Annotated in this window: 19 protein-coding genes; 14 read left to right on the top strand and 5 right to left on the bottom strand. The window is 60.7% G+C overall.

Annotated elements, in window-relative coordinates; all coding sequences use genetic code 11:
• Positions 1-79 precede the first annotated feature (79 nt).
• The 8 genes from F550_RS0116085 (at position 80) to F550_RS18185 (ending at position 8,069) form a co-directional block, all read left to right on the top strand.
• Complete coding sequence (locus F550_RS0116085; RefSeq protein ID WP_040500581.1) at positions 80-1,534, top strand: TrkH family potassium uptake protein; 1,455 nt, start codon at positions 80-82, stop codon at positions 1,532-1,534.
• 83 nt (positions 1,535-1,617) lie between these two features.
• A complete protein-coding gene (locus tag F550_RS0116080) occupies positions 1,618-2,904 on the top strand; it encodes a glutamate-5-semialdehyde dehydrogenase (protein WP_026180845.1) in 1,287 nt (428 codons plus the stop codon).
• 9 nt (positions 2,905-2,913) lie between these two features.
• Positions 2,914-3,543, top strand: coding sequence for a nicotinate (nicotinamide) nucleotide adenylyltransferase (gene nadD / locus F550_RS18190; RefSeq protein WP_233349047.1), 630 nt, complete (start codon positions 2,914-2,916; stop codon positions 3,541-3,543).
• A 56-nt stretch (positions 3,544-3,599) separates the two neighbouring features.
• Positions 3,600-3,989: a ribosome silencing factor gene (gene rsfS, locus F550_RS0116070; RefSeq protein ID WP_026180844.1), complete on the top strand. Its 390-nt coding sequence runs from the start codon at positions 3,600-3,602 to the stop codon at positions 3,987-3,989.
• A gap of 15 nt (positions 3,990-4,004) precedes the next feature.
• Positions 4,005-4,469: a 23S rRNA (pseudouridine(1915)-N(3))-methyltransferase RlmH gene (gene rlmH, locus F550_RS0116065; RefSeq protein WP_018149608.1), complete on the top strand. Its 465-nt coding sequence runs from the start codon at positions 4,005-4,007 to the stop codon at positions 4,467-4,469.
• 75 nt (positions 4,470-4,544) lie between these two features.
• Positions 4,545-5,357, top strand: coding sequence for an SDR family NAD(P)-dependent oxidoreductase (locus F550_RS0116060; RefSeq protein ID WP_018149607.1), 813 nt, complete (start codon positions 4,545-4,547; stop codon positions 5,355-5,357).
• A gap of 160 nt (positions 5,358-5,517) precedes the next feature.
• Entirely contained in the window at positions 5,518-6,198 is a 681-nt protein-coding gene (locus tag F550_RS0116055; protein ID WP_018149606.1) for a TorF family putative porin, read from the top strand.
• 122 nt (positions 6,199-6,320) lie between these two features.
• A complete protein-coding gene (locus F550_RS18185) occupies positions 6,321-8,069 on the top strand; it encodes a cation:proton antiporter domain-containing protein (RefSeq protein ID WP_018149604.1) in 1,749 nt (582 codons plus the stop codon).
• Positions 8,070-8,164: 95 nt separating this feature from the next.
• Here F550_RS18185 and F550_RS0116040 read toward each other — a convergent pair whose 3' ends face one another.
• Positions 8,165-8,689: a GcrA family cell cycle regulator gene (locus F550_RS0116040; protein ID WP_018149603.1), complete on the bottom strand. Its 525-nt coding sequence runs from the start codon at positions 8,687-8,689 to the stop codon at positions 8,165-8,167.
• A 229-nt stretch (positions 8,690-8,918) separates the two neighbouring features.
• On the opposite strand from F550_RS0116040, the gene F550_RS0116035 reads away from it, so the two are divergent.
• From F550_RS0116035 to F550_RS0116025, 3 genes are read left to right on the top strand one after another with little or no spacing between them, the layout of a single operon-like run.
• Complete coding sequence (locus F550_RS0116035) at positions 8,919-9,758, top strand: ABC transporter permease (protein WP_018149602.1); 840 nt, start codon at positions 8,919-8,921, stop codon at positions 9,756-9,758.
• Positions 9,759-9,806: 48 nt separating this feature from the next.
• Complete coding sequence (locus F550_RS0116030; protein WP_018149601.1) at positions 9,807-11,633, top strand: ABC-F family ATP-binding cassette domain-containing protein; 1,827 nt, start codon at positions 9,807-9,809, stop codon at positions 11,631-11,633.
• A 35-nt stretch (positions 11,634-11,668) separates the two neighbouring features.
• Complete coding sequence (locus F550_RS0116025) at positions 11,669-12,907, top strand: PAN domain-containing protein (protein ID WP_018149600.1); 1,239 nt, start codon at positions 11,669-11,671, stop codon at positions 12,905-12,907.
• On the opposite strand, the gene F550_RS0116020 is transcribed toward F550_RS0116025, so the two are convergent.
• Positions 12,904-13,137 carry a BolA/IbaG family iron-sulfur metabolism protein gene (locus tag F550_RS0116020; RefSeq protein WP_018149599.1) on the bottom strand — a complete coding sequence of 78 codons (234 nt, stop codon included), beginning with the start codon at positions 13,135-13,137 and terminating at the stop codon, positions 12,904-12,906. The genes F550_RS0116025 and F550_RS0116020 overlap by 4 nt on opposite strands.
• Before the next feature lie 78 nt (positions 13,138-13,215).
• Between F550_RS0116020 and F550_RS18180 the strand changes: the two genes are divergently transcribed.
• Positions 13,216-14,184 (top strand): M28 family peptidase, encoded by a 969-nt coding sequence (locus tag F550_RS18180; RefSeq protein WP_018149598.1) that lies wholly within the window; start codon positions 13,216-13,218, stop codon positions 14,182-14,184.
• 76 nt (positions 14,185-14,260) lie between these two features.
• On the opposite strand, the gene F550_RS0116010 is transcribed toward F550_RS18180, so the two are convergent.
• Positions 14,261-16,123, bottom strand: coding sequence for a M2 family metallopeptidase (locus F550_RS0116010; RefSeq protein WP_018149597.1), 1,863 nt, complete (start codon positions 16,121-16,123; stop codon positions 14,261-14,263).
• 130 nt (positions 16,124-16,253) lie between these two features.
• Here F550_RS0116010 and F550_RS0116005 point away from each other — a divergent pair, with 130 nt between their 5' ends.
• Positions 16,254-16,760, top strand: a complete 507-nt coding sequence (locus F550_RS0116005) for a DUF1993 domain-containing protein (RefSeq protein WP_018149596.1) — start codon at positions 16,254-16,256, stop codon at positions 16,758-16,760.
• 155 nt (positions 16,761-16,915) lie between these two features.
• On the opposite strand, the gene purL is transcribed toward F550_RS0116005, so the two are convergent.
• Positions 16,916-19,186 carry a phosphoribosylformylglycinamidine synthase subunit PurL gene (purL, locus tag F550_RS0116000; RefSeq protein WP_026180843.1) on the bottom strand — a complete coding sequence of 757 codons (2,271 nt, stop codon included), beginning with the start codon at positions 19,184-19,186 and terminating at the stop codon, positions 16,916-16,918.
• A 270-nt stretch (positions 19,187-19,456) separates the two neighbouring features.
• Between purL and F550_RS0115995 the strand changes: the two genes are divergently transcribed.
• Entirely contained in the window at positions 19,457-20,068 is a 612-nt protein-coding gene (locus tag F550_RS0115995) for a hypothetical protein (RefSeq protein WP_018149594.1), read from the top strand.
• A 94-nt stretch (positions 20,069-20,162) separates the two neighbouring features.
• Here F550_RS0115995 and F550_RS0115990 read toward each other — a convergent pair whose 3' ends face one another.
• Positions 20,163-20,384 (bottom strand): hypervirulence associated TUDOR domain-containing protein, encoded by a 222-nt coding sequence (locus F550_RS0115990; protein WP_018149593.1) that lies wholly within the window; start codon positions 20,382-20,384, stop codon positions 20,163-20,165.
• Positions 20,385-20,496 lie beyond the last annotated feature (112 nt).

Genomic DNA, 20,496 nt, shown 5'->3' with positions numbered 1-20,496 from the left:
GCAGGTCGCCGGACAATGCCTTGCCGTCATGAAGAAAATCGCGGCCCGGCCCCACAATCGATGCTAAAGCCTCCCGGCGATGCAGATTCGAGCTGTCATATTTGCCATAGGCATCATGGTTGCCCTGCTCGGCGCCGCCATGATCCCGTCAGCGCTGCTCGACATCGCAGACCGGTCCGATCAATGGCCGATATTCCTGGTTTCTGCAGCGGTCAGCATTCTGATAGGCGCAGGTCTCGCCGTCCTGTCGGGCGGCGCGCCTCCCTCGACAGGAGCGCGTGAGGCGTTCCTGCTGACCGTGGTGATCTGGATCGCTCTGCCCCTGATCGCGACCATACCCTTCATCAGTTACGGGATGAGCTTCACCGATTCCATGTTCGAGGCGGTGTCCGGTCTGACCACAACCGGCGCCACCGTGTTGACGGGGCTGGATTCCACGCCGCGCGGTATCCTTCTCTGGCGCGCCATCCTGCAATGGATTGGCGGCATCGGCATTATCGTGACCGCAATCGTGATCCTGCCCATGCTGCGCGTTGGCGGCATGCAACTTTTCCAGATCGAAAGCTCCGATATGTCCGGCAAATTCCTGCCGCGCATTACTGAAATCACGGCGCAGACGGGTATCGTCTATCTGATCATCTCCGTGGTCTGCGCCATCACCTATGCTGCGTGCGGAATGACGGCCTTCGATGCCATCGCCCATTCCATGACCACGATGTCGGCGGGCGGATATTCAACGCATGACGCCTCCTTTGCCTATTTCAGCGATACGCCGGCCGCCTATGCGGCGACCTTCTTCATGTTCGTCGCCGGCCTGCCATTCAGCCTGCTGACCCTGGCGATCCTGCACGGGCGATGGCGCCCCTTCATCAGCGACCCCCAGCCCAGGCTCTATTTCTGGGTCGCGATCCTCTTTTCGCTCGTCATCGTCATCTGGCATGAGGCGGTCGTCGACCCGCCCGTTTTCGACCACGTCTTCCATGGCTTCAGGCAGGCGCTGTTCAACATCATCTCGATCATGACGGGAACGGGCTATGCGTCCGCGCCATATGACACCTGGGGCAAACCGGTGGTTGTGATCTTTCTGGTGGCCACTTTTCTCGGCGGGTGCGCCGGGTCTGCGGCGTGTGGCATCAAGATGTTCAGGCTGGAGATCAGCTTCAAGGCTGTCGCCGCCTATGCCGCCCAGATCGTTCGCCCGAACCGCATTGTGCGTGTGCGCTATGCCGGGCGCGTCGTTTCTTCCGACACGCTGCAATCGGTCATGGTGTTTGTCTTTCTCTATATGGCGACCTTCATCATCGCCGCGATCCTTCTCTCGATGACCGGCATGGATGCGCTTTCTGCGATTTCGGGTGCCGCGACGAGCGTCTCGAATGTCGGCCCGGGGCTCGGCCCGGAGATCGGCCCATCGGGAACGTTCCAGAACATACCCGAGACCGCAAAATGGGTTTGCCTGACCGCGATGCTGCTTGGCCGCCTTGAATTCGTTTCCGTCTTTACCCTGATGACAGCCCGCTTCTGGCGCGGCTGAAGCACTCCGAGCAGGCCTGCGGCAAAGTCGCCTGCCAGGAGCCCGTCTTGCGCGCCCTGCTGCTTTCCGGCAAACAGCCAGACATGACACGCATCATGCAATCTTCCGAAACCAGCCTTGCCGATACGATGCTGGAAATGGGGCAGCGCGCACGCGCCGCCTCGACAAGGCTATCGCATCTTGGCGGTGAGGACCGCAGTAGGGGCCTTCTGGCCATGGCTGATGCCCTGGAGACGTCCACCGAGGACATTCTGAAGGCCAATGCCCGCGACATGGCGGCCGGCAAGGAAAAAGGCCTGAGCGATGCAATGCTCGACAGGCTGCTGCTGACGCCAGAGCGCACGCGCGCCACGGCAGATGCGGTTCGCAAGATTGCCGGCCTTCCAGACCCGGTCGGCGAGACCATTGCGAACTGGACCGTGCCATCTGGTCTCGACATCTCACGCGTGCGCACGCCCCTCGGCGTGATCGGCATCATCTACGAATCCCGTCCGAATGTGACGGCTGACGCATCGGCGCTCTGCCTCAGATCAGGCAATGCCGCGATCCTGCGCGCTGGCAGCGAAAGCCTCAATTCTGCGCTCGCGATCGCAACGGCGCTGCGCTCCGGGCTGAAAGGCGCAGGCCTGCCCGCCGATGCCATCCAGCTTGTCGCGACGCGTGAGCGCGAAGCCGTCGGCCATATGTTAACGGGTCTCGGCGGCAATCTCGACGTCGTCGTGCCTCGCGGCGGCAAGGGTCTGGTTGCCCGCGTCCAGGAGGAGGCCCGCATCCCTGTCATCGGTCACCTCGAAGGCCTCTGCCACGCTTATGTCGATGGCGATGCCGATGCGGAGAAGGCCATCAATATCGTTTACAATGCCAAGCTGAGGCGCACAGGTATCTGCGGCGCGCTGGAAACCCTGCTGATCAATGAAACGGTCGCAAGTCAGCTTCTTCCTGCAATTGCAGCGCCGCTTCGCGATGGCGGCTGCGAGCTGCGCGGCGATGCCGCTGCTCGCGAAATCCTGCCCGACATGACCCCCGCAAAGGAAGAAGACTGGCGCACGGAATATCTTGCGCCAATCCTCTCGGTCCGGATTGTGAAAGGGCTGGACGAGGCGCTAGGCCATATCTCGCGCTATGGCACCGGGCATACCGAGTGCATCATCACCGAGAACACATCGACGGCCGAACGCTTCCTTCGTGAGGTCGATGCAGGGATCGTTCTACACAACGCGTCGACCCAGTTCGCCGATGGCGGTGAGTTCGGAATGGGCGCGGAAATCGGCATCGCTACAGGCCGCATTCATGCCCGCGGCCCCGTCGGCGCCGAACAGCTGACGACATTCAAATATGTCGTTCGCGGTAACGGCCAGACGCGCCCATAGCCGCGCCGCGTGAGTAATTCCACAGTCCCATTCCTGCCGCCTGTGCGCACACTGCCCCCGTCACAGACCGACCAGCGCATCGGCCTTTTCGGGGGCTCATTCGATCCGCCCCATTCAGGCCATCGGCACGTTGCGATAACAGCCATGAAGCGGCTTCATCTCGACTGGGTGTACTGGCTGCCCGCGCGCGGAAATCCGCTGAAAAGCGAGCCCGCAGATTTCTATGACCGGGTTCATGCAGTGCGCGAGCTTATCGGGCATCACCCGCGCATGTTTGTCAGCGATTTCGAACACTGGGCGGGCCTGCGTTACACGGCAGATGTCGTGCGCGGCTTTGCGGCCAATTGCCCGCGAGCAAACTTCGTCTGGCTGATGGGGGCCGACAGCCTGCAGAACTTTCACGACTGGAAGAACTGGCAGACCGTCGCTGCGGCCCTGCCCCTTTGCGTCGTCTCGAGGCCGAATGCAGGACCCCGCGCCCTTCGATCCCCATTCGCCAGACGCTATGCCGCCAACAGGCTTCCCGAGCGCGATGCCGCCTTGCTGCCATTCGAGGCGCCGCCAGCCTGGGTTTACCTCAAGGCCCCCTTTGATCCGTCATCGTCAACGCAGCTGCGAACGCACAGGCAAAAAAGCTAGAGCCGCCGGGGCTCGCATGCTATATTGAGGCTGGAATCGGAAAAAAGGATTACGCCCTGCCTTCTTCAAGCCCGCAGCCGTTAAAGGCCGCCAAAGCCAATGTCGATGACATTCGCGCCCTCGCGGACACGGTTATCAATAGTCTCGAAGACGATAAGGCCGAGGACATCATCTCGATTGATCTTCAGGGAAAATCTTCCCTCGCCGACGTGATGGTCATCGCGTCAGGTCGTTCGGCCCGTCACGTTGCTTCCATTGCAGACCACCTCGCGCAGACCATGAAGGATGCGACCGGCCGCCCCATCAAGGTTGAGGGGATGCCGAATGCTGACTGGGTTCTGCTCGATATTGGCGACATCATTGTCCACCTCTTCCGCCCGGAAGTGCGCAGCTTCTACAATCTCGAGAAGATCTGGTCTGACGGCAGCACGCACGGCCACGCCTGATAAGCGCCGGGCAAGGTGCGTATCACGATCATTGCCGTCGGCCGTATCAAGAAGGGGCCGGAGCGCGACCTCTTCGACGATTATCTCAACCGTTTCAGGAAGGCCGGGCGACAGCTCGGCTTTCGCAGCGCTGACCTCATAGAGGTCGACTCGTCCGGCGGGCTCGACGCGGAAGCTGACCGTCTTCTCTCCAAAATACCATCTGGTGCGCGCTCGATCCGCCTTGATGAATTTGGCGAGCAATACACATCCACCGCCTTCTCCAGCTTTCTTTCCACCGAGCGTGATAAGGGTCTGACCGATCTATGTTTCATGATTGGCGGCGCTGAAGGCTATGGCGAAGCGGTGCGCCGGGCCGTCCCGCAGACTATGGCCTTTGGCGTTCAAACGTGGCCTCACCGCCTGGTGCGGGTCATGCTGGCAGAACAGCTCTACCGCGCCGCCAGCCTCGAAGCAGGCCTTCCCTACCACAAGGCCTGAGCCCGCCCCGTTCTCTCATTGACGCCAGCGGCCAAGACGGGCCAAGTGCGTCAAAACAGGATGGAGGAAACGGGAATGGCCGAGAAGGATCTGGCGGGACGCAAGGCAATCGTAACGGGCTCAGCTACAGGTCTCGGGCGATCCATCGCTCTTCGGCTGGCAGAGCGCGGCGCGGATGTCATCATCAATTGCACGCGGAGCATTGAAGACGGCGAGGCCACTGTCGCCGCCTGCAATGAAGCCGGCGCGCAGGCCCAGCTGGTCGCTGCTGATGTGTCGACCGAAGAGGGCGCGCGCAAACTTGCCGATGCCGCGAATGCCTGGGGCCGGCTGGATATACTGGTCAATAATGCTGGTATTACCCGCCATGCGCGCGACCATGCCGATCTTGATGCACTGAGCCGCGCCGACTTTCTCGATACCTATGCCGTGAACGTGGCCGGCCCCTTCCTCGTGATGCAGGCCTGCAAAGGTTTGATGGTCAACGCCCACGAACAGACAGGCCGCGCCTCAACCGTTCTCAATATTTCATCTATCGCGGGGGTCACGGGCATCGGCTCATCAATTGCCTACGCAGCGACCAAGGGCGCACTCAACACGATGACACTGTCGCTCGCCCGCGCACTTGCGCCGGCGATCCGTGTGAACGCTGTCTGCCCGGGGTTCATCGGCACGCGCTGGTTCAAGAATGAGATGGACGGCGATCAGTATGACCGTCTGGAAGCCAGCGTCGCGCGCTCGACGCCGCTCAATGCGGCCAGCGGACCAGACGATATCGCTGATTCTGCCATGTTTTTCCTGACAGACGCTTCACGCCACGTCACCGGCGAAACGCTGCTTGTCGATGCCGGCACACACCTCGGTTTCGCACCGCTCACCGCGAGATAAAGAACCAAACCCGCACTTTTGGCAGGCGATTTTTGCGTCTTCTGCCTCTTTTTCGTGCTGCAGCGCAAAATTCTACGGTCACATCTGCTTCATCATGGCTGCCAGACGTGCAGGCGGTCAGTTTGCTCCTCGTGATGAGGATGCAAAGGAGGTAGAATTCATGTTCAAATCATTCACACGTCTGGCCGTTGCGGCCGCTGCAGCTGCGACTATGGCCACGCCTGCTCTCGCGCAGGATGAGGGGGAATGGAGCGGCAACGTTACGCTCACGTCCAACTACGTTTTCCGTGGGATCACCCAAACCGATGAAGCCCCGATGGTTCAGGGCGGCTTCGACTGGGCGAGCGACAGCTTCTACGTTGGCACCTGGGCGTCTGGCGTCGACTTCGGCGACGGCACGTCAACTGAGATCGACCTCTACGCAGGCTGGACACCGACCGTTGGTGCCTTCGACCTCGATCTTGGTGTCATCTATTACTGGTATCCGGATGCGCCGGACAATCCAGAGCAGAACTTCTTCGAGGCCTATGCCGGCGCAAGCACGACCCTCGGCGATACGGTGGAAGTCGGCGCGTCCGTTGCCTACTCGCCAGAGTTCTATCTCGAAATCGGTGACGCCTTCTACTACGCTGCAAGCATTGGCATTCCGCTCAGCGAGATGTTCTCTGTCGATGCGACGGTCGGCTATTCCGACTTTGTCGACGCTGGCGGCGACTACACCGACTACTCGCTTGGTCTGACCACCTCGCTTGAAGGGTTCGATCTCGACTTCCGCTTCATCGGCACGGATGATGATGCATTCGACGAGTATTTCGTCGTCTCAGTCAGCCGGTCGCTCTAAGCGCAAGAACGACGTCTCTACCGGTTTAATCGCCGGCAAGACCAGGGCCGCCGCTTCCAATCGAAGCGGCGGCCTTTCTTTCGGCGCATAACAAGCCAATATAGACCGCAAGGAGGACGGCCATGGCGGATGCCGCAACAGCACCAGTCGATGCACTTATCCCGGCCATGACGCTTCTGGCGGCCGGTGGCGCAGCGGCACTTGCCTCCAAAGCCCTCAAACTCTCTCCCATTGTCGGGTATCTGGCTGTCGGCATTCTGATCGGCCCGCACGTCTTCGGACTGATCGAGGAAAGCTCGACAACGCATCTGCTCGCAGAGCTTGGCGTTGTTTTCCTCCTTTTTGATATCGGCCTGCACGTTTCGCTGCGGGAGCTGCGCGAAAGCCAGCGTGACCTGATGGGGCTCGCGCCCGCGCACCTTGTCCTGACCAGTATTCCCTTCACCATCGCCCTGACGATGTTCGGTCTGGACTGGCCCATCGCACTTGCGCTTGGCATATCGTTTGGCCTCTCCTCGACGGCGGTTGTCTCGCGCGTCATAGTGGAGCGCGGCCTTGGCTCGTGCCCGCTTGGCCGGTCGGCCACGCATGTCCTGATCTTCCAGGACATAATCGCGATCTTCCTTCTGATCTTTGCCAACTCTCTCGGAGGAGACGGCGACGGCGTGCAGCTCGCCATGACGATGGCAAAAGCTGCGGGCCTTGCGCTGCTTGCGTTCGGGGTCGCGTTCGCGGCCGGTCATTACCTTATGGGGCCGGTCCTGCGCGGTCTTGCCCAGACCCGTAACCAGGAAGCGTTCACAGCCGTCACCCTTCTGCTTGTGCTCGGCGCAGCATCGGCCACCGCCTATCTTGGTCTGTCACTGACCCTTGGCGCCTTCCTTGCGGGTCTTGCCGTGTCCGGGACGGCCTTCCGCCACCAGGTTCAGATGGAGACGGGGCCATTCCGCGGCCTGCTCCTCTCCTTCTTTTTCATGTCGGTCGGCCTGTCGGTAGATCTTGGCGTGCTGATCAATCGCTGGCCCGTTGTCCTTGGAGTGACCGTCGCCATTCTGGTCGTGAAAACACTGACGGGCTTTGCTGCGGCCAGGCTTAACCAATGGAGCAATCCCGGTAGCATCCAGCTCTCTTTCCTGCTGGCCCAAGGCTCCGAATTTACGCTGGTTGTCCTGTCGATCCTTGTGGTCGCAACCAATGCGGTGCCCCCTGTCCTCGACACGATCGCAGTTGCCTCCATCGCCCTGTCGCTGGCGATTGCGCCCTTCTGGGCGGCAGGCGGCATGAAGCTCTCCCGCAAGGTCGCAAACATGTTCAAGGGGCAGACCCGTTCTGTGAACGAGACGACGCCGATCGGTCCGGACAGACCTGTGATCATTTTCGGCATGACGCGCGAAGGCCGTCTCGCCGCCGATGCGCTGGCCGATCACAGTATCCCGCATGTCTGTCTCGACGCAGAGCCTGAGCGTTTCGTGTCGGCCATTGCTGACGGTTACAAGGTGTCGTTCGGGAACGCCGCCAACTTACGACTTGTCGAAGCGGTCGCCGGGCGCAATCCGCGCGCCGTGGTTATCGGGGCCCCTCGCTACGAAGTTTCCCGTGACCTGACACCCGCCGCGCAGCGCGAGTTTCCAGACACGCCACGCTTTGTCTCCGTCGATAATGAGGCAGACCGGCGCCGCTTTGCCAATCTCGGCATGCGCGCATGGCTCGCCATGGGAGAACCCAAAGGCATCGAGATGGCCGCCGATATCCTCCGCCAGCTCGGCGTAACGGAGGCGAAAGTCGCAAACTGGATGTCCCGGGAAGCTGACCGGTTCGAGGTCGATGAGCCGCAAGACCTCGGTGAAAGCGTTGAAACCGAAGCGGCCTAGGCCTCTCCTCCAACTTCCTTGCCTGCACATCGACAAGAAAAAAGCCGGGCCTCATCGATGGAGACCCGGCTTTCTTTTTTCTGGTCGCCTGGAGCCTAGCCCGCGATCTTGCGCGCCTGCTGCTCGTCGCTGGACTTGCGTTCGCGCTTGCGCTGCGGCTGGAACGCCACTTTTGCGTGCTCGGTGCAGTACGGACCGCAGTCCGACTTGCGACCGCAGAAGGCAAATTGAGGATCCGCCGGATCACCGATTGGCCATTTGCACATGGAGTCGCGGAGCGTGAGAATGGTTGCTGCTTCACCATCTGCAACCGGCGCCGGGGCCAGAACAGACTGAATCGCCTGCTGAGCCGAACGGCGAATCTGCGTATCTTCCGGTGATGCTGAGGCCTGAACCTGCAACGCTCCATCTGCCTGCACCTGCGGCTTCGGTCTCGCCAGGCGCGGTGGGCGCTTCACAGGCCGTGACGGCGTTGCGCGGCCAGACAGGCCAAGCCGATGGACTTTCCCGATCACGGCATTACGGGTCACGCCACCCAGTTGCTTTGCGATCTGGCTGGCTGAATGACCTTCAGCCCACAGTTTCTTCAGAACATCGACGCGATCTTCGGTCCAAGACATTGGATGGCCTCCTGGCTTTATGCGACCCTAGATATAGTGACGACGGAATTTCGCCGCCGTGCTGAACACCTATATATCGTATCCAAGGCGAAACGAAACACAATATGATGATGCGGGTTCTCCACAACCTTTCTATATATAGTAGGAGCCTGTGGATATCTGGGATAAATCCTTGCGCAAGCGACTTTTAGCTATCGTCATTGCGTCCCCTAGCCCCTAAATAGCCCCCATGAGCGATGAGATTTCTGCAGCCGCCCGCCCGCTTCCCGCCCCGCCGCGCAATTATGGCGCGATCAACTGGATCGGTCTCTCGACCCTTTACCAGCGTGAGGTTGGACGCTTCCTGAAGGTCTGGATGCAGACCCTGTTTGCGCCAGTTATCACGACGCTCTTGTTCATGACCGTCTTCAAGCTCGCCTTCGGCAACCGGGGGGAGCTGACCGGCGACTTTTCCGGCCTCGACTATAATTCCTTTCTGGCGCCCGGCCTGATCATCATGTCGATGCTGCAGAACGCCTTCCAGAACACCTCGTCCTCCCTGACGATTGCGAAGGTCCAGGGCAGTCAGGTCGACTTCCTGATGCCGCCTCTGTCGCCGCTTGAGCTGACGCTCGGCTTCATCTTTGGTGCCGTCACACGCGGACTCATGGTTGGCATCGTCGGCGGACTTGCCATCCATTTCTCAGGACTTGCCAGCCTCAATATCGCAATGGTCTGGCCGCTGATCTGGTTCAGCCTGATGGCCACGATCTTCCTTGCCGCGCTCGGTGCCATTGCAGGGATATGGGCCGAAAAGTTCGACCACCTTGCCGCCATCACCAATTTCGTGATCGTCCCCCTCACCTTCCTTTCAGGCACGTTCTACGACATCAAGGTTCTTGTGGAGCCGTTTCAGACGGCGGCACATTTCGACCCGATCTTCTATCTGATCGACGGCTTCCGGGCTGGCTTTATCGGCGTGTCGAACACATCGCTGGCAACAGGCGCGGCCGTCTCTGCCGGGTTCACTTTTGTTGCCGTTTTCTGGGTATGGTGGCTCTTCAGAACCGGCTACAAGCTGAAGTCCTGATCAACATATCTTGACGACTGCCCCTGCTGGGCCGCACCTCTCGCCGCCATGGCTGATCTTCCTATTCTTCGCCTCGCTGATGTCGAGCTGACCTTTGGCGGCACACCGATCTTTACCGGTGTATCCTTCACTCTCGCACGCGGCGAACGCGCTGCGCTTGTCGGCCGAAACGGCGCTGGCAAGTCAACGCTCATGAAGCTGGTGACCGGCCAGCACGTGCCGGACGCAGGCGATCTCTGGCGCCAGCCAGGCGTGGAAGCGGCCACCGTTGAACAGGAGCCGGACCTTTCCGCCTTCAAGACCGTGCTCGACTATACCGCCGACGGGCTGGAAGCGATCTGGATGGCTGAGGCGGAACTCGGCCTCTTTGGCATCGACCCTGCCGCCGACCCTGCGACCCTTTCTGGTGGCCAGATCCGCCGCGCCGCGCTTGCCCGCGCCTTCGCGCAGGATCCCGACATCCTGCTGCTCGATGAGCCGACCAACCATCTGGACGTGCCGATGATCGAGACGCTGGAAACGCGGCTCAAATCTTTCTCCGGCGCCGTCCTGCTGGTCAGCCACGATCGCCGTTTCCTGGAGAACGTCTCGACCACGACGCTCTGGCTGCGCCAGGGCAAGGTCTGGAAGTCGCCAAAGGGATATGCCTATTTCGATGAATGGGCCGGGGCCATCGAAGCCGAAGAAGAAAAAGAACTCAGCCGCCTGAAGACCCACCTCAAGGAAGAGCAGCACTGGCTCGCGCGCGGCGTGACCGCCCGCCGCAAGCGCAATATGGGCCGGCTCAGCCGCCTCCATGATCTCCGCGCCAAACACGCCACGCAACGCGCCAATCTGAACGAAGCCCGCTCCACAGCCGGGTTGAGCGCGGAGAGCGGCGACAGCCAGAGCCGCAAGGTACTCGAAGCTTTCGGCATATCAAAGCAGTTCGGCGACACGATCATCGCCGATGATCTTTCCTTGCGCATCCTGAAGGGAGACCGGATCGGCATTGTCGGCCCCAATGGCGTGGGCAAGACGACCCTGCTGAAAATTCTTCTGGGCGAGCTGGAGCCCGACAAGGGGTCGGTAAAAATCGGCCAGACGCTTACCGTTACCTATCTCGACCAGACACGAGAGACCCTCAATCCCACCGATACTCTCTGGGAAGCGCTGACCCCGTCCGGGGGCGACTCCATCATGGTGCAGGGCCACCCCAAACACGTTGCCGGTTACGCCAAGGACTTCCTGTTCTCACCAGCGCAGCTGCGCCAGCCCGTCTCGGCCCTGTCCGGCGGCGAACGCAACCGGCTGACACTGGCCATCTCGCTCGCCAAACCCGCCGACGTGCTTGTGCTGGATGAGCCGACCAACGATCTCGACATGCAGACGCTAGACCTCCTGGAAGAGATGCTGAGTGATTATGATGGCACGCTGATCCTCGTCAGCCACGACCGGGCCTTCCTCGATGCCATCGTGACTAGCTGCCTTGTGCCTATGGGAGCCGGTAAATGGGTTGAGACGTCCGGCGGCTGGAGCGACGCCGCCCGTCAGGTGCCATCGCTGACCACGCGTGTCGCGGCAAAGCCCTCTGACAAAGCTTCGAAGAAATCTGGCAGCAAGACAAGCGAGCCTCCGAAGCGCGAGGCGAAGCTCTCTTTCAAGGACAAGCACCGCCTGAAAGAGGTCGAGCAAGCCATGCCGAAGCTTGGCGCTGAGATTGAGCGCCTGGAAGAAGACCTGTCGGATGCTGATCTCTTCAACAAGGATCCAGCCCGTTTCCAGAAACTGAGCGACCGGCTTGCCGCCGCCCGCGATGAACTGGAGCAGGCAGAAATGGACTGGTTGGAGATCGAAGCCCTGAAAGAAAAGCTTGAGAAGACGGGCCAGGCCTAACGACCTCTTAATCCCTCGCGCATAGTCTTCAGACTATGAAGATCACGACCCGCACCATCACCGCCCGCTGGGGCCGTCTGCTCGGCCTTTCTGTAATGGCTGCAGGCTTGCCCGCGCTCGCGCTGGCCGATGAGGCGGTGGAAGCCGACAGCTATCGCATTGGCCAGACCTACCAGTCTGAACGCGCCAACGGCCTGCAGGCCTGCGCGGCCGCGTGCGCCGAAGATCAACGCTGCGTCGCCTGGTCGATGACGCCCCCAACCTTCCGGGTCGGGCCGCGGTGCGAACTCAAAAGCTCAGTCGGGCAGAGGCAGCCAAGACCGGGGTATATGTCGGGCCTCAGCGGTGACATGGCGCCCCCTCAGACAACAAGCGTTGCAACAAGATCAGCGCCGCGCCGAACAACCGTACGATCGCGCCCAGCGGGCAGCGATGTCCTCGCCGGCGGAATGACCACCACAAGCAGCCGGGCGACCGCGTCGATGCCACCAGCGCCTTCCGGCGCGGCGACCAGCCACATGCTTCCGACACCGCAGGCGCCTGTCCGTCAAACGGCGACGCGCCGGACCAGCCAGCCGGCGAGCACCAGAACGCAGCTCGCCAACACTGTTGCGGCGCGCTCGGCCAGCACCACGGCGACTGTCGAGCAGCGTCCGCGACCTGTCCAGACCGCGCCAGCAAGAACCGTCACACGTCAGGTCGAGACCCGCCCTGTTCAGCGCCAGCCTGCACGCACCATGCCCGCCGCAACTCCGCCCGCGTCAATCGCGCGCCCTGAAAATGACCCTTCGCGTTATGTAACGCGCCGCACAGTTACGCCGGCGCCGCAGCCCACAACTGAGGCGCAGACCACAGTCCGAGCGGCGACCCCGACCGTGACGCAAACTTCCGCATCACCGTCCGCGGCAGCAAGACCAACAGGCAGCTCGGCGACGAGGACCACCCCAGCAGCTTCGACATCCGTCGACACGCGCCCACCACTTCCCCGGCCTAGCCGTCTGCCGTCACTTCCAAGTCCGCTCGAAAGAAACGGGACGGCTTATTCGGTTCAGAATATGGGCGGCTTTCCGGGCGATTTTGATGCCACGGCCGGGTTTATTGATGGCCTGCCAGAGAATGCCCGCGTTGAACCCATCCAGCGGGACGAAAGCGAAGAGCGCAGCAGCTCTGATGATGATGACGATGACGACGATAGCTGGCCGGAAGGGTATCCAGAATATCCCGACCCGCTAGGCGGCCCCATCGGCCGTATGGATGACGACGACGAAGACTAGTCCGGCGCGCGCGTCTTCAGGGCCAGAGCGTGAAGCTCTCCGCCCATCGTCCCTTTAAGGGCCGCATAGACCATCTGATGCTGGCGCACGCGCGGCACGCCCTTGAACTGCGGCGAAACGATTTCGGCCTGCCAGTGATTATCGTCGCCAGCGAGATCGGTCAGGATGATTTCAGCTTCCGGAAAAGCGTCGTTCAAATAGGTCTCGAGTGTCGCGCGGTCCATCGCCATGGCAGTCTCCTTTGACGCTCGCACATGGCGGCCAATGGCCGTATGGTCAAGGCGTTGTCCCATGGAGATTTCCCACGAATGATCAGATGTATTGTTGCCGCCGGACTGTTTCTGGCCGCCTGTTCCAGTCCGGCCGAGCATGACACCAACGTGGCAGCGACCGTTGCGGACCGCGAGTATACCCCCGAATTTCATGATGCAGACCGGGCGCTCTCCTCGCTTGAGACACTGTCGTCAGACGCATTTGAGGGCCGGCGCACCGGCGAACCTGGCAATCTGAAGGCGCGCGAGTGGATCACCACCCAGCTTGAGGGACTTGGCGTCCCATCGCTCAGCGCGGGCACCTATGACGCCCCGTTTGATACGGCCAGCTTCTCTGATGCAAAAGATAGCGTCAGCGGCACCAACGTGCTCGCCGTTATCGAGGCAGGCCCGGACGCGCCCGTCATCGTCATGTCCGCCCATTTCGACCATCTCGGCATAGGCGAGGACGGCCTTTATAACGGTGCCGACGATAATGCGTCCGGCGTCTCGGCCCTTCTGGAAACCATTGCCTGGTTTCAGAAGAACCCGCCGGAAAACACGATCGTTTTCGCCTTCTTCGATGCAGAGGAAATGGGGATTGCCGGATCGGCAGCCTTCGTCCGCGACCTGCCGCCATCCATCGAAGACCGGGTCGCCTTCAATCTCAATCTCGACATGGTTTCGCGCGCTGACAAAGGAGAAATATTCGCGGTTGGCACACACCATTTTCCAGATCTTGTGCCGCTGATTGACAGGGTCGCAACGTCTACGCCTCTCACCCTCAAACGCGGGCATGACAGCCCGGAATGGGGAGAGCAGGACTGGTCGGCCCTGTCGGACCATGCACCCTTCCTGCGCGCCGGTCTTCCGATCATCTATCTCGGCGTCGAAGACCATGCCGACTATCACAGGGTCACCGACACGTTTGACAAGGTCGCCCCGGAGACCTTTGCCCGCGCGATCGACACGATCATTCTGGTCGCAGAGGCGGCCGATGACTGGGTGGCCCAGGAGGCCGGCTGAACTCAGCTGAACCTGAATAAAAAAGCCCCGGACGATCTCTCGCCCGGGGCTTTTATCTGTCTGGCTTAATTGGGGCCTATTCCCAGCCGCAGCGGCGGCCTTCATTCTGCTCTTCGAGATAGCCGATCAGCGGATCGAAATACTCGATGATCGCAGAGCCATCCATTTCGCGCGTGCCGGTGAAGGTCTCCAGCACGTCTGGCCAAGGCTCGGAGGCCCCCATTTCCATCATCGCATTGAAGCGCGCGCCAACCTCTTCATTCCCGTAGATCGAGCAGCGATGCAGCGGGCCATCCCAGCCAGCCTGCTCACAGGCCGCTTCGTGGAACTGGAACTGCATGATGTAGCTCAGGAAATAGCGAAGATACGGCGTGTTGCCGGGGATGTGATACTTCGCCCCCGGGTCGAAGGCGTCTGCCGGACGCGGGCCCGGCGGAACGATGCCCTGATACCTGGTGCGCTTTTCCCACCAGGACGAGTTGTAGTCTTCTGGCGCCGTCGTGCCGTCCAGCACATCCCAGCGCCAGCTATCGACCGTCAGCGCGAATGGCAGGAAGGCGATCTTGTCGAGCGCTGTGTTCATCAGAAGCGCTGTATCGGCGTCGGCACCGGGGATCTGGTCCTCGGTGATCAAGCCGATTTTCTCAAGATAGACCGGCGTGATCGACAGGCCGATAAAGTCGCCAATCGCTTCGTGGAAGCCGTCATGGGCACCGGACTTGTAGAGATAGTCCTGATCCTTGTAGGCGCGCTGATAGAAGTTGTGACCAAGCTCATGGTGCACGGTGTAGAAGTCTTCCGCATTGACCTCGGTACACATCTTGATGCGCACGTCTTCCTCGTCATCGAGGTCCCAGGCCGAGGCGTGGCAGACCACTTCGCGCGGCGCAGGCGGGCGCACGATCATTGACCGTTCCCAGAATGTCTCCGGCAGCGGGGCCAGCCCAAGCGAGGTGAAGAACGCCTCGCCCGTTTCAACCATCTTGATCGGATCATAATCGGCTTCAACTAGTTCTTCTGTCAGGTCATAGCCCTGCCCCGGCAGGTCTTCTGACGCGACGACTGGATAGATGCTCGACCAGCCCTGCGACCACATATTGCCAAGCAGATCTGCCCGGATCGGACCGGTGCCCGGCTGGACTTCATCGCCATATTCGGCGTTGAGTTCTGCGCGCACATAGCAGTGCAGCTCTTCGTAAAGCGGCTCGACCTGGCCCCAGAGCCGCTCGACCTCTGCCGCCATTTCTTCCGGTGGCATGTCGTAATTAGACAGCCACATCGTCTTCAGATTGTCGTAGCCAAGCTCGCGTGCGCCTTCATTGGCGATATCCACCATGCGGGCATAATCATCCTTCATCGGCGGAGAGACTGTGCGCCAACCTTCCCAGACGGCTTTCAGCTCTTCCGGATCGCGGCTCGTCTCGATGATGGTGGAAAGCTGATCGAGGTTCAGCGTCTCGCCCTTATAGGTAAACGTGCCCGTCCCATAGGTCGCCTCAAGACCGGTGGTGATCTGCGACAGCTCTTCAGCCGCGCCTTCGGTCGACGGCGCCGGGATCGTCACGCCGGACTGCAGGCGCTGCATCTTGCGGGCAAGATCTGGCGGCAGGTCGACATCCTTGAACTGTTTGGACTCGTTTGCCAGCGAGACAGCCATCTTTGTCGCGCGGGCGCCGGCCTCTGCGGCTGCGGCGTTGGTCTCATCGGTGATGTTGGTCGCCTGCTCCCAGAAGACCGGGCTGATTTCCTTGGACATCGCGCCAAGTTCGGCGTCGGCGCGATCAAGGAAGGCGCGCGCTTCAGCGACGTCGGCCGTGTCTTCCGCCATTGGCGGGGTCGGCACTTCGGCGGCCGGTGGTTCGCCAGAATTATTGGTGCAGGACACAAGCAGCGCCGTGCCAAGCGCGATCACGCTGGTAGAAAGAAGACTTGTTTTCATCGGGGGACCTCCATGATGGCCGTACCGAAGCGCCAGCCGTGGCAAAGGTCAATGGGCACAATTCGTTTGGTCCATCTTGTAGAGGCGAAACATCGGCCTCACATCTGCGCCTTCCAAGGGAGGAATTTCCATGAGCGACACGGTTTCCAGCATACTCAAATCATCCGTCACCCAGACGCTCGGCGCATTGGCGAGCTGCCTCGCCAAGGGCAAGGCACATGCAGAGGCCATGAAGGTCGATGGGTCTGTCCTGCTCGCCGCGCGGCTCTATCCGGACATGCATCCGCTGACCCGCCAGGTACAGATCGCCTGCGACGGCGCCGCACGGGGCGCCGCCCGCCTTTCCGGCGCGGAGCTTCCGAGCTTTCCAGACACAGAGACCACGTTCGATGAGCTCATCGCACGCTGCAAATCAGCAATCGCGTTTGTCGACGGTACGGACAGCGCCGCCATCGACGCGAATGAGCGCGAAGTTCTGCAGATCCCGATGGGTGACAACACAATGGCGATGGAAGGCCGGGACTACCTTTCCCGCTTCATCCTGCCAAATCTGCATTTCCACGCCGCCACCGCCTATGGCCTGCTGCGTCATCAGGGTGTCGCGCTCGGCAAACGGGACTTCCTCGTCCCGGGCTGAGCCACTCACGCACGGCAACTTGATGCGTCATCCCGGAATTTGCGAAAGCAAATATCCGGGACCCATCTCCAGCCTATGATCTGATGCTCGAAGTCACGGCTCCGCGCCACGCGTCAGCCGAGCCTACGTGCAATCACGCGAAAACTAACCGACGGTCAGCCCTCGCCCTTCATGTAGCGCGGCAGCCAGCCTTCATGGGCCTCGCGAAGGGTGTCGAGCGAAAGACTTGTCGCATCGCCGCTCTGTGCGTCATGAACAAAGCTGATTTCCGGTTCGCCCACCTCTTCGACATAGCCGAGATAGAGGCATTTCACCTTGTCGCCCTCGGCCTCGATCAGGTCAAAGACTGCCTCTTCACCACCCTTTGCGGCGACGACATAGCGTGCCGTTCCTTCTCCAAACAGGAATGAGAGCGCCGAAAGTTTGCCGAAACGTTCGCCGATATCGATGCTCACGCCAGCATTGGCAGCAAGCGCGATTTCCGAGAGGGCGCAGGCGATACCGCCGTCACTCACATCGTGAACGGCATTGACGAGCCCGTCATGGATGAGCTTTCGAACCAGCGCAGCATTGTCGATTTCGTCCGCGAGATCCACACGCGGAGACGGGCCGAGCGCTTCGCCCTTGAGGCCCAGCCACTCACGCGCATAGAGGGACGCGCCCATTGAGCAGTTCTCGAAATCACCGATGAGGATGATCGCATCGCCCGGCTGCGCGCCTTTCAGCGTCGCAATCTTAGACACATCTTCGATCAGGCCCACGCCGCCGACGACCGGGGTTGGCGGAATGGCGACGCCGTCTGTCTCATTGTAAAGCGACACATTGCCGGACACGACCGGGAAATCGAGCGCGCGGCAGGCTTCCGCCATGCCTTCGATGGCCTTGACGATATAGCCCATCGTGGCGGGCTTTTCCGGATTGCCGAAATTGAGATTGTCGGTGATCGCGATGGGCGTCGCGCCCACGCTAGAGAGGTTGCGATAGGCTTCGGCGACGACCGCCTTGCCACCCTCATAAGGGTCTGCGGCAACATAATGCGGGTTGCAGTCCGAGCAGATCGCCAGCGCCTTGTTCGTGCCGTGGATACGCACGATGGCCGCGTCGCCCATGGACTGTGAGCTGTCGATCGTGTCGCCCATGACATGGCGGTCATACTGTTCCCAGATCCAGCGCTTGGAGGCCATGTCGGGTGAGGACATGAGCTTCAGCAACACCTCGCCATAATCCTCTGGCTCAGGGTATTTGGACATATCGAGTGGCGCGCGAACCTTTGGCTCAACCCATGGCCGGTCATAGTTCGGCGCGTCTTCGGCTAGCGGCGCGACAGGAATATCGCACACCGTCTGCCCGAACTGTTTGAGCACCATGCGGCCTGTATCGGTCGTCATGCCGATCACTTCGGCGTCGAGGTCGTACTTTTCGAAGATCGCCTTGGCGAGGTCTTCCTTGCCGGGCTGGAGGACCATGAGCATCCGCTCCTGGCTCTCCGACAGCATGATCTCATAAGCCGTCATGCCGGTTTCGCGCTGGGGCACCTTGTCGAGGTCCATCTCGATGCCGATGCCCTCGCCATTCTCGCCGCCTGACGCCGCCATCTCAACCGAGGACGAGGTGAGTCCCGCCGCGCCCATATCCTGAATCGCCTGAATTGCATCCGTCGCCATCAGCTCAAGGCAGGCCTCGATCAGCAGCTTTTCGGTGAACGGGTCGCCAACCTGAACCGTGGGGCGCTTTTCCTCGTCGCCTTCCGAGAATTCCGCCGAGGCCATGGTCGCGCCATGAATGCCGTCGCGGCCGGTCTTCGAGCCGACATAGAATATCTGGTTGCCGGGGGTCGCGCCGCGCGCATAGAAAATCTTGTCCTGATCTGCGAGGCCGACCGCCATCGCATTGACGAGGATGTTACCATTGTAACCTTCGTCGAACTGGGTCTCACCCGCGACGGTCGGCACACCGACGCAGTTGCCATAGCCGCCAATGCCCGCAACGACGCCAGCCACAAGGCTGCGCGTCTTTGGGTGGTCCGGAGACCCAAAACGAAGCGCATTGACCAGCGCAATCGGCCGTGCGCCCATTGTGAAGACATCGCGAAGGATGCCGCCAACACCGGTCGCCGCGCCTTGATAGGGCTCGATGTAGGAGGGATGGTTATGCGACTCCATCTTGAAGATGGCCGCCTGACCGTCGCCAATATCGATAACGCCCGCATTCTCGCCCGGCCCCTGGATGACCCGGTCATTCTTGGTCGGAAATTTCGAGAGATGACGGCGTGAGGATTTGTAGGAGCAGTGCTCTGACCACATCACCGAATAGATGCCGAGCTCGACAAGGTTCGGGTTTCGCCCCAGGCGGGTCACCAGCCGGTCCCACTCCTCGGCATTGATGCCGTGGCCGGCTGCATCGGTTTCGGATTGCTGCGCCTGCATGGCGTCAACGATCCGGTTCGAGAGGTCAGAAGTGTCGGTCAATTTGGCTTGCTCGATCCTGATTGGTAACTTTGAAATGCTCGATACTTGGCGCGCAGCTCCGGGACAATGCACTCTTGCGCGATTTGCAGGCCGCAATCCAGTTGGGCGCCTGCAAGAAGTGGTATCAGCACCGCACGCAGAGCATCAATTTTGTTTTGGTCGAAACCTGCGAGGTGGTCTCTGCGTTGATGCCGTGGTTCTTGGATACGAAACGAAAGGATACCTTCTATGAGACTGATCCTGTTAGCACTTCTTCCCGCGGCGCTTGCTGCCTGTGGCAATGATGGCGGTTATGGCGGCGCCGATGGCACGATGCCGGCACCCGGCCCGACCATGGAAGAGGCGGCCGCCGCAGCTGAAGAGAGCAGCGGCACGTCCCGTGAAATGCCGGAGGCCATGGAAGGCAGCTGGACAACAGCTACCGACAGAGGCGACCCATCCGTCAGCTTCGGTCCTGAAGGTGAAACGCTTCTGACCCTGATTTGCCGCTCTGAATCGATTGATGGCGACGGCAACTCGCTCGTCATCCAGCGCGCCATCAGTGAAAACCAGGGCGGCGATACGATCGATTTCCTGACGTCTGCTGGCAATGTCAGCATAGACGCCGTCGCGCTTGAGACGGACACCCCGATGATTGGCGGCTCCGTTGATCCTGCAACCAATGGCGTTGCGACGCTGGTCAACGCGAATGACGTCATCCGGGTTCGGTCGGGCAATGATGAGATTGTCGTCCCAGCTGATGACGCGATGAAGACCCTCGTCAATGATTGCCGCCCAGAGCCAGTCGCAGAAGAGGAAGAAGAGACTGAAGGTGAAGCAGAGGACGAGACCGAAGAATAGTCTCTGCTCTGCTTGAACGAAAACAAAAGGCCGGCGCAATCAATCGCGTCGGCCTTTTTGTATGGAAGCGAGATGAGCCGTTAGAGGCTGATCATCAGGCTTTGCGGACTTCCGAATGGCTTTTGAACACTTCTGAAGCGTCCTGCTCAATCAGATAGGCTGGCTCGTCCTCGCTGGCGTCGCGCGTGATTTCGCTGCCTTTGATCGTGACCGTCCGCTTCTGGGTGTAGACCTGTTTGATCGTGCCGGACCCGGTGCCGTTGCCCCAGTCCCATTCGACCTTGTCGCCTTCATTGTATCCATTTCCCTTGGACATCTCATTTCCTTCTTCGACTGCATTACTGATTGATGAACCGGGCATGGCGGTCTCGGTTCCGATGCCGTGACGATGCAGCTAGATCAGGTGCCAGATTCCCTCCTTACCGGAC

It is taken from the genome of Henriciella marina DSM 19595 (assembly GCF_000376805.1).
Classification (GTDB): domain Bacteria; phylum Pseudomonadota; class Alphaproteobacteria; order Caulobacterales; family Hyphomonadaceae; genus Henriciella; species Henriciella marina.
This window is presented reverse-complemented; position numbering and strand designations above follow the sequence as displayed.

Excerpts from the sequence above, each read along its gene's own strand:
- F550_RS0116085 (WP_040500581.1), top strand. The coding sequence starts at position 80 with ATGCAGATTCGAGCTGTCATATTTGCCATAGGCATCATGGTTGCCCTG.
- F550_RS0116080 (WP_026180845.1), top strand. The coding sequence starts at position 1,618 with ATGACACGCATCATGCAATCTTCCGAAACCAGCCTTGCCGATACGATG.
- F550_RS0116060 (WP_018149607.1), top strand. The coding sequence starts at position 4,545 with ATGGCCGAGAAGGATCTGGCGGGACGCAAGGCAATCGTAACGGGCTCA.
- F550_RS0116055 (WP_018149606.1), top strand. The coding sequence starts at position 5,518 with ATGTTCAAATCATTCACACGTCTGGCCGTTGCGGCCGCTGCAGCTGCG.
- F550_RS18185 (WP_018149604.1), top strand. The coding sequence starts at position 6,321 with ATGGCGGATGCCGCAACAGCACCAGTCGATGCACTTATCCCGGCCATG.
- F550_RS0116040 (WP_018149603.1), bottom strand. The coding sequence starts at position 8,689 with ATGTCTTGGACCGAAGATCGCGTCGATGTTCTGAAGAAACTGTGGGCT.
- F550_RS0116035 (WP_018149602.1), top strand. The coding sequence starts at position 8,919 with ATGAGCGATGAGATTTCTGCAGCCGCCCGCCCGCTTCCCGCCCCGCCG.
- F550_RS0116030 (WP_018149601.1), top strand. The coding sequence starts at position 9,807 with ATGGCTGATCTTCCTATTCTTCGCCTCGCTGATGTCGAGCTGACCTTT.
- F550_RS0116025 (WP_018149600.1), top strand. The coding sequence starts at position 11,669 with ATGAAGATCACGACCCGCACCATCACCGCCCGCTGGGGCCGTCTGCTC.
- F550_RS0116020 (WP_018149599.1), bottom strand. The coding sequence starts at position 13,137 with ATGGCGATGGACCGCGCGACACTCGAGACCTATTTGAACGACGCTTTT.
- F550_RS18180 (WP_018149598.1), top strand. The coding sequence starts at position 13,216 with ATGATCAGATGTATTGTTGCCGCCGGACTGTTTCTGGCCGCCTGTTCC.
- F550_RS0116010 (WP_018149597.1), bottom strand. The coding sequence starts at position 16,123 with ATGAAAACAAGTCTTCTTTCTACCAGCGTGATCGCGCTTGGCACGGCG.
- F550_RS0116005 (WP_018149596.1), top strand. The coding sequence starts at position 16,254 with ATGAGCGACACGGTTTCCAGCATACTCAAATCATCCGTCACCCAGACG.
- purL (WP_026180843.1), bottom strand. The coding sequence starts at position 19,186 with ATGCAGGCGCAGCAATCCGAAACCGATGCAGCCGGCCACGGCATCAAT.
- F550_RS0115995 (WP_018149594.1), top strand. The coding sequence starts at position 19,457 with ATGAGACTGATCCTGTTAGCACTTCTTCCCGCGGCGCTTGCTGCCTGT.
- F550_RS0115990 (WP_018149593.1), bottom strand. The coding sequence starts at position 20,384 with ATGTCCAAGGGAAATGGATACAATGAAGGCGACAAGGTCGAATGGGAC.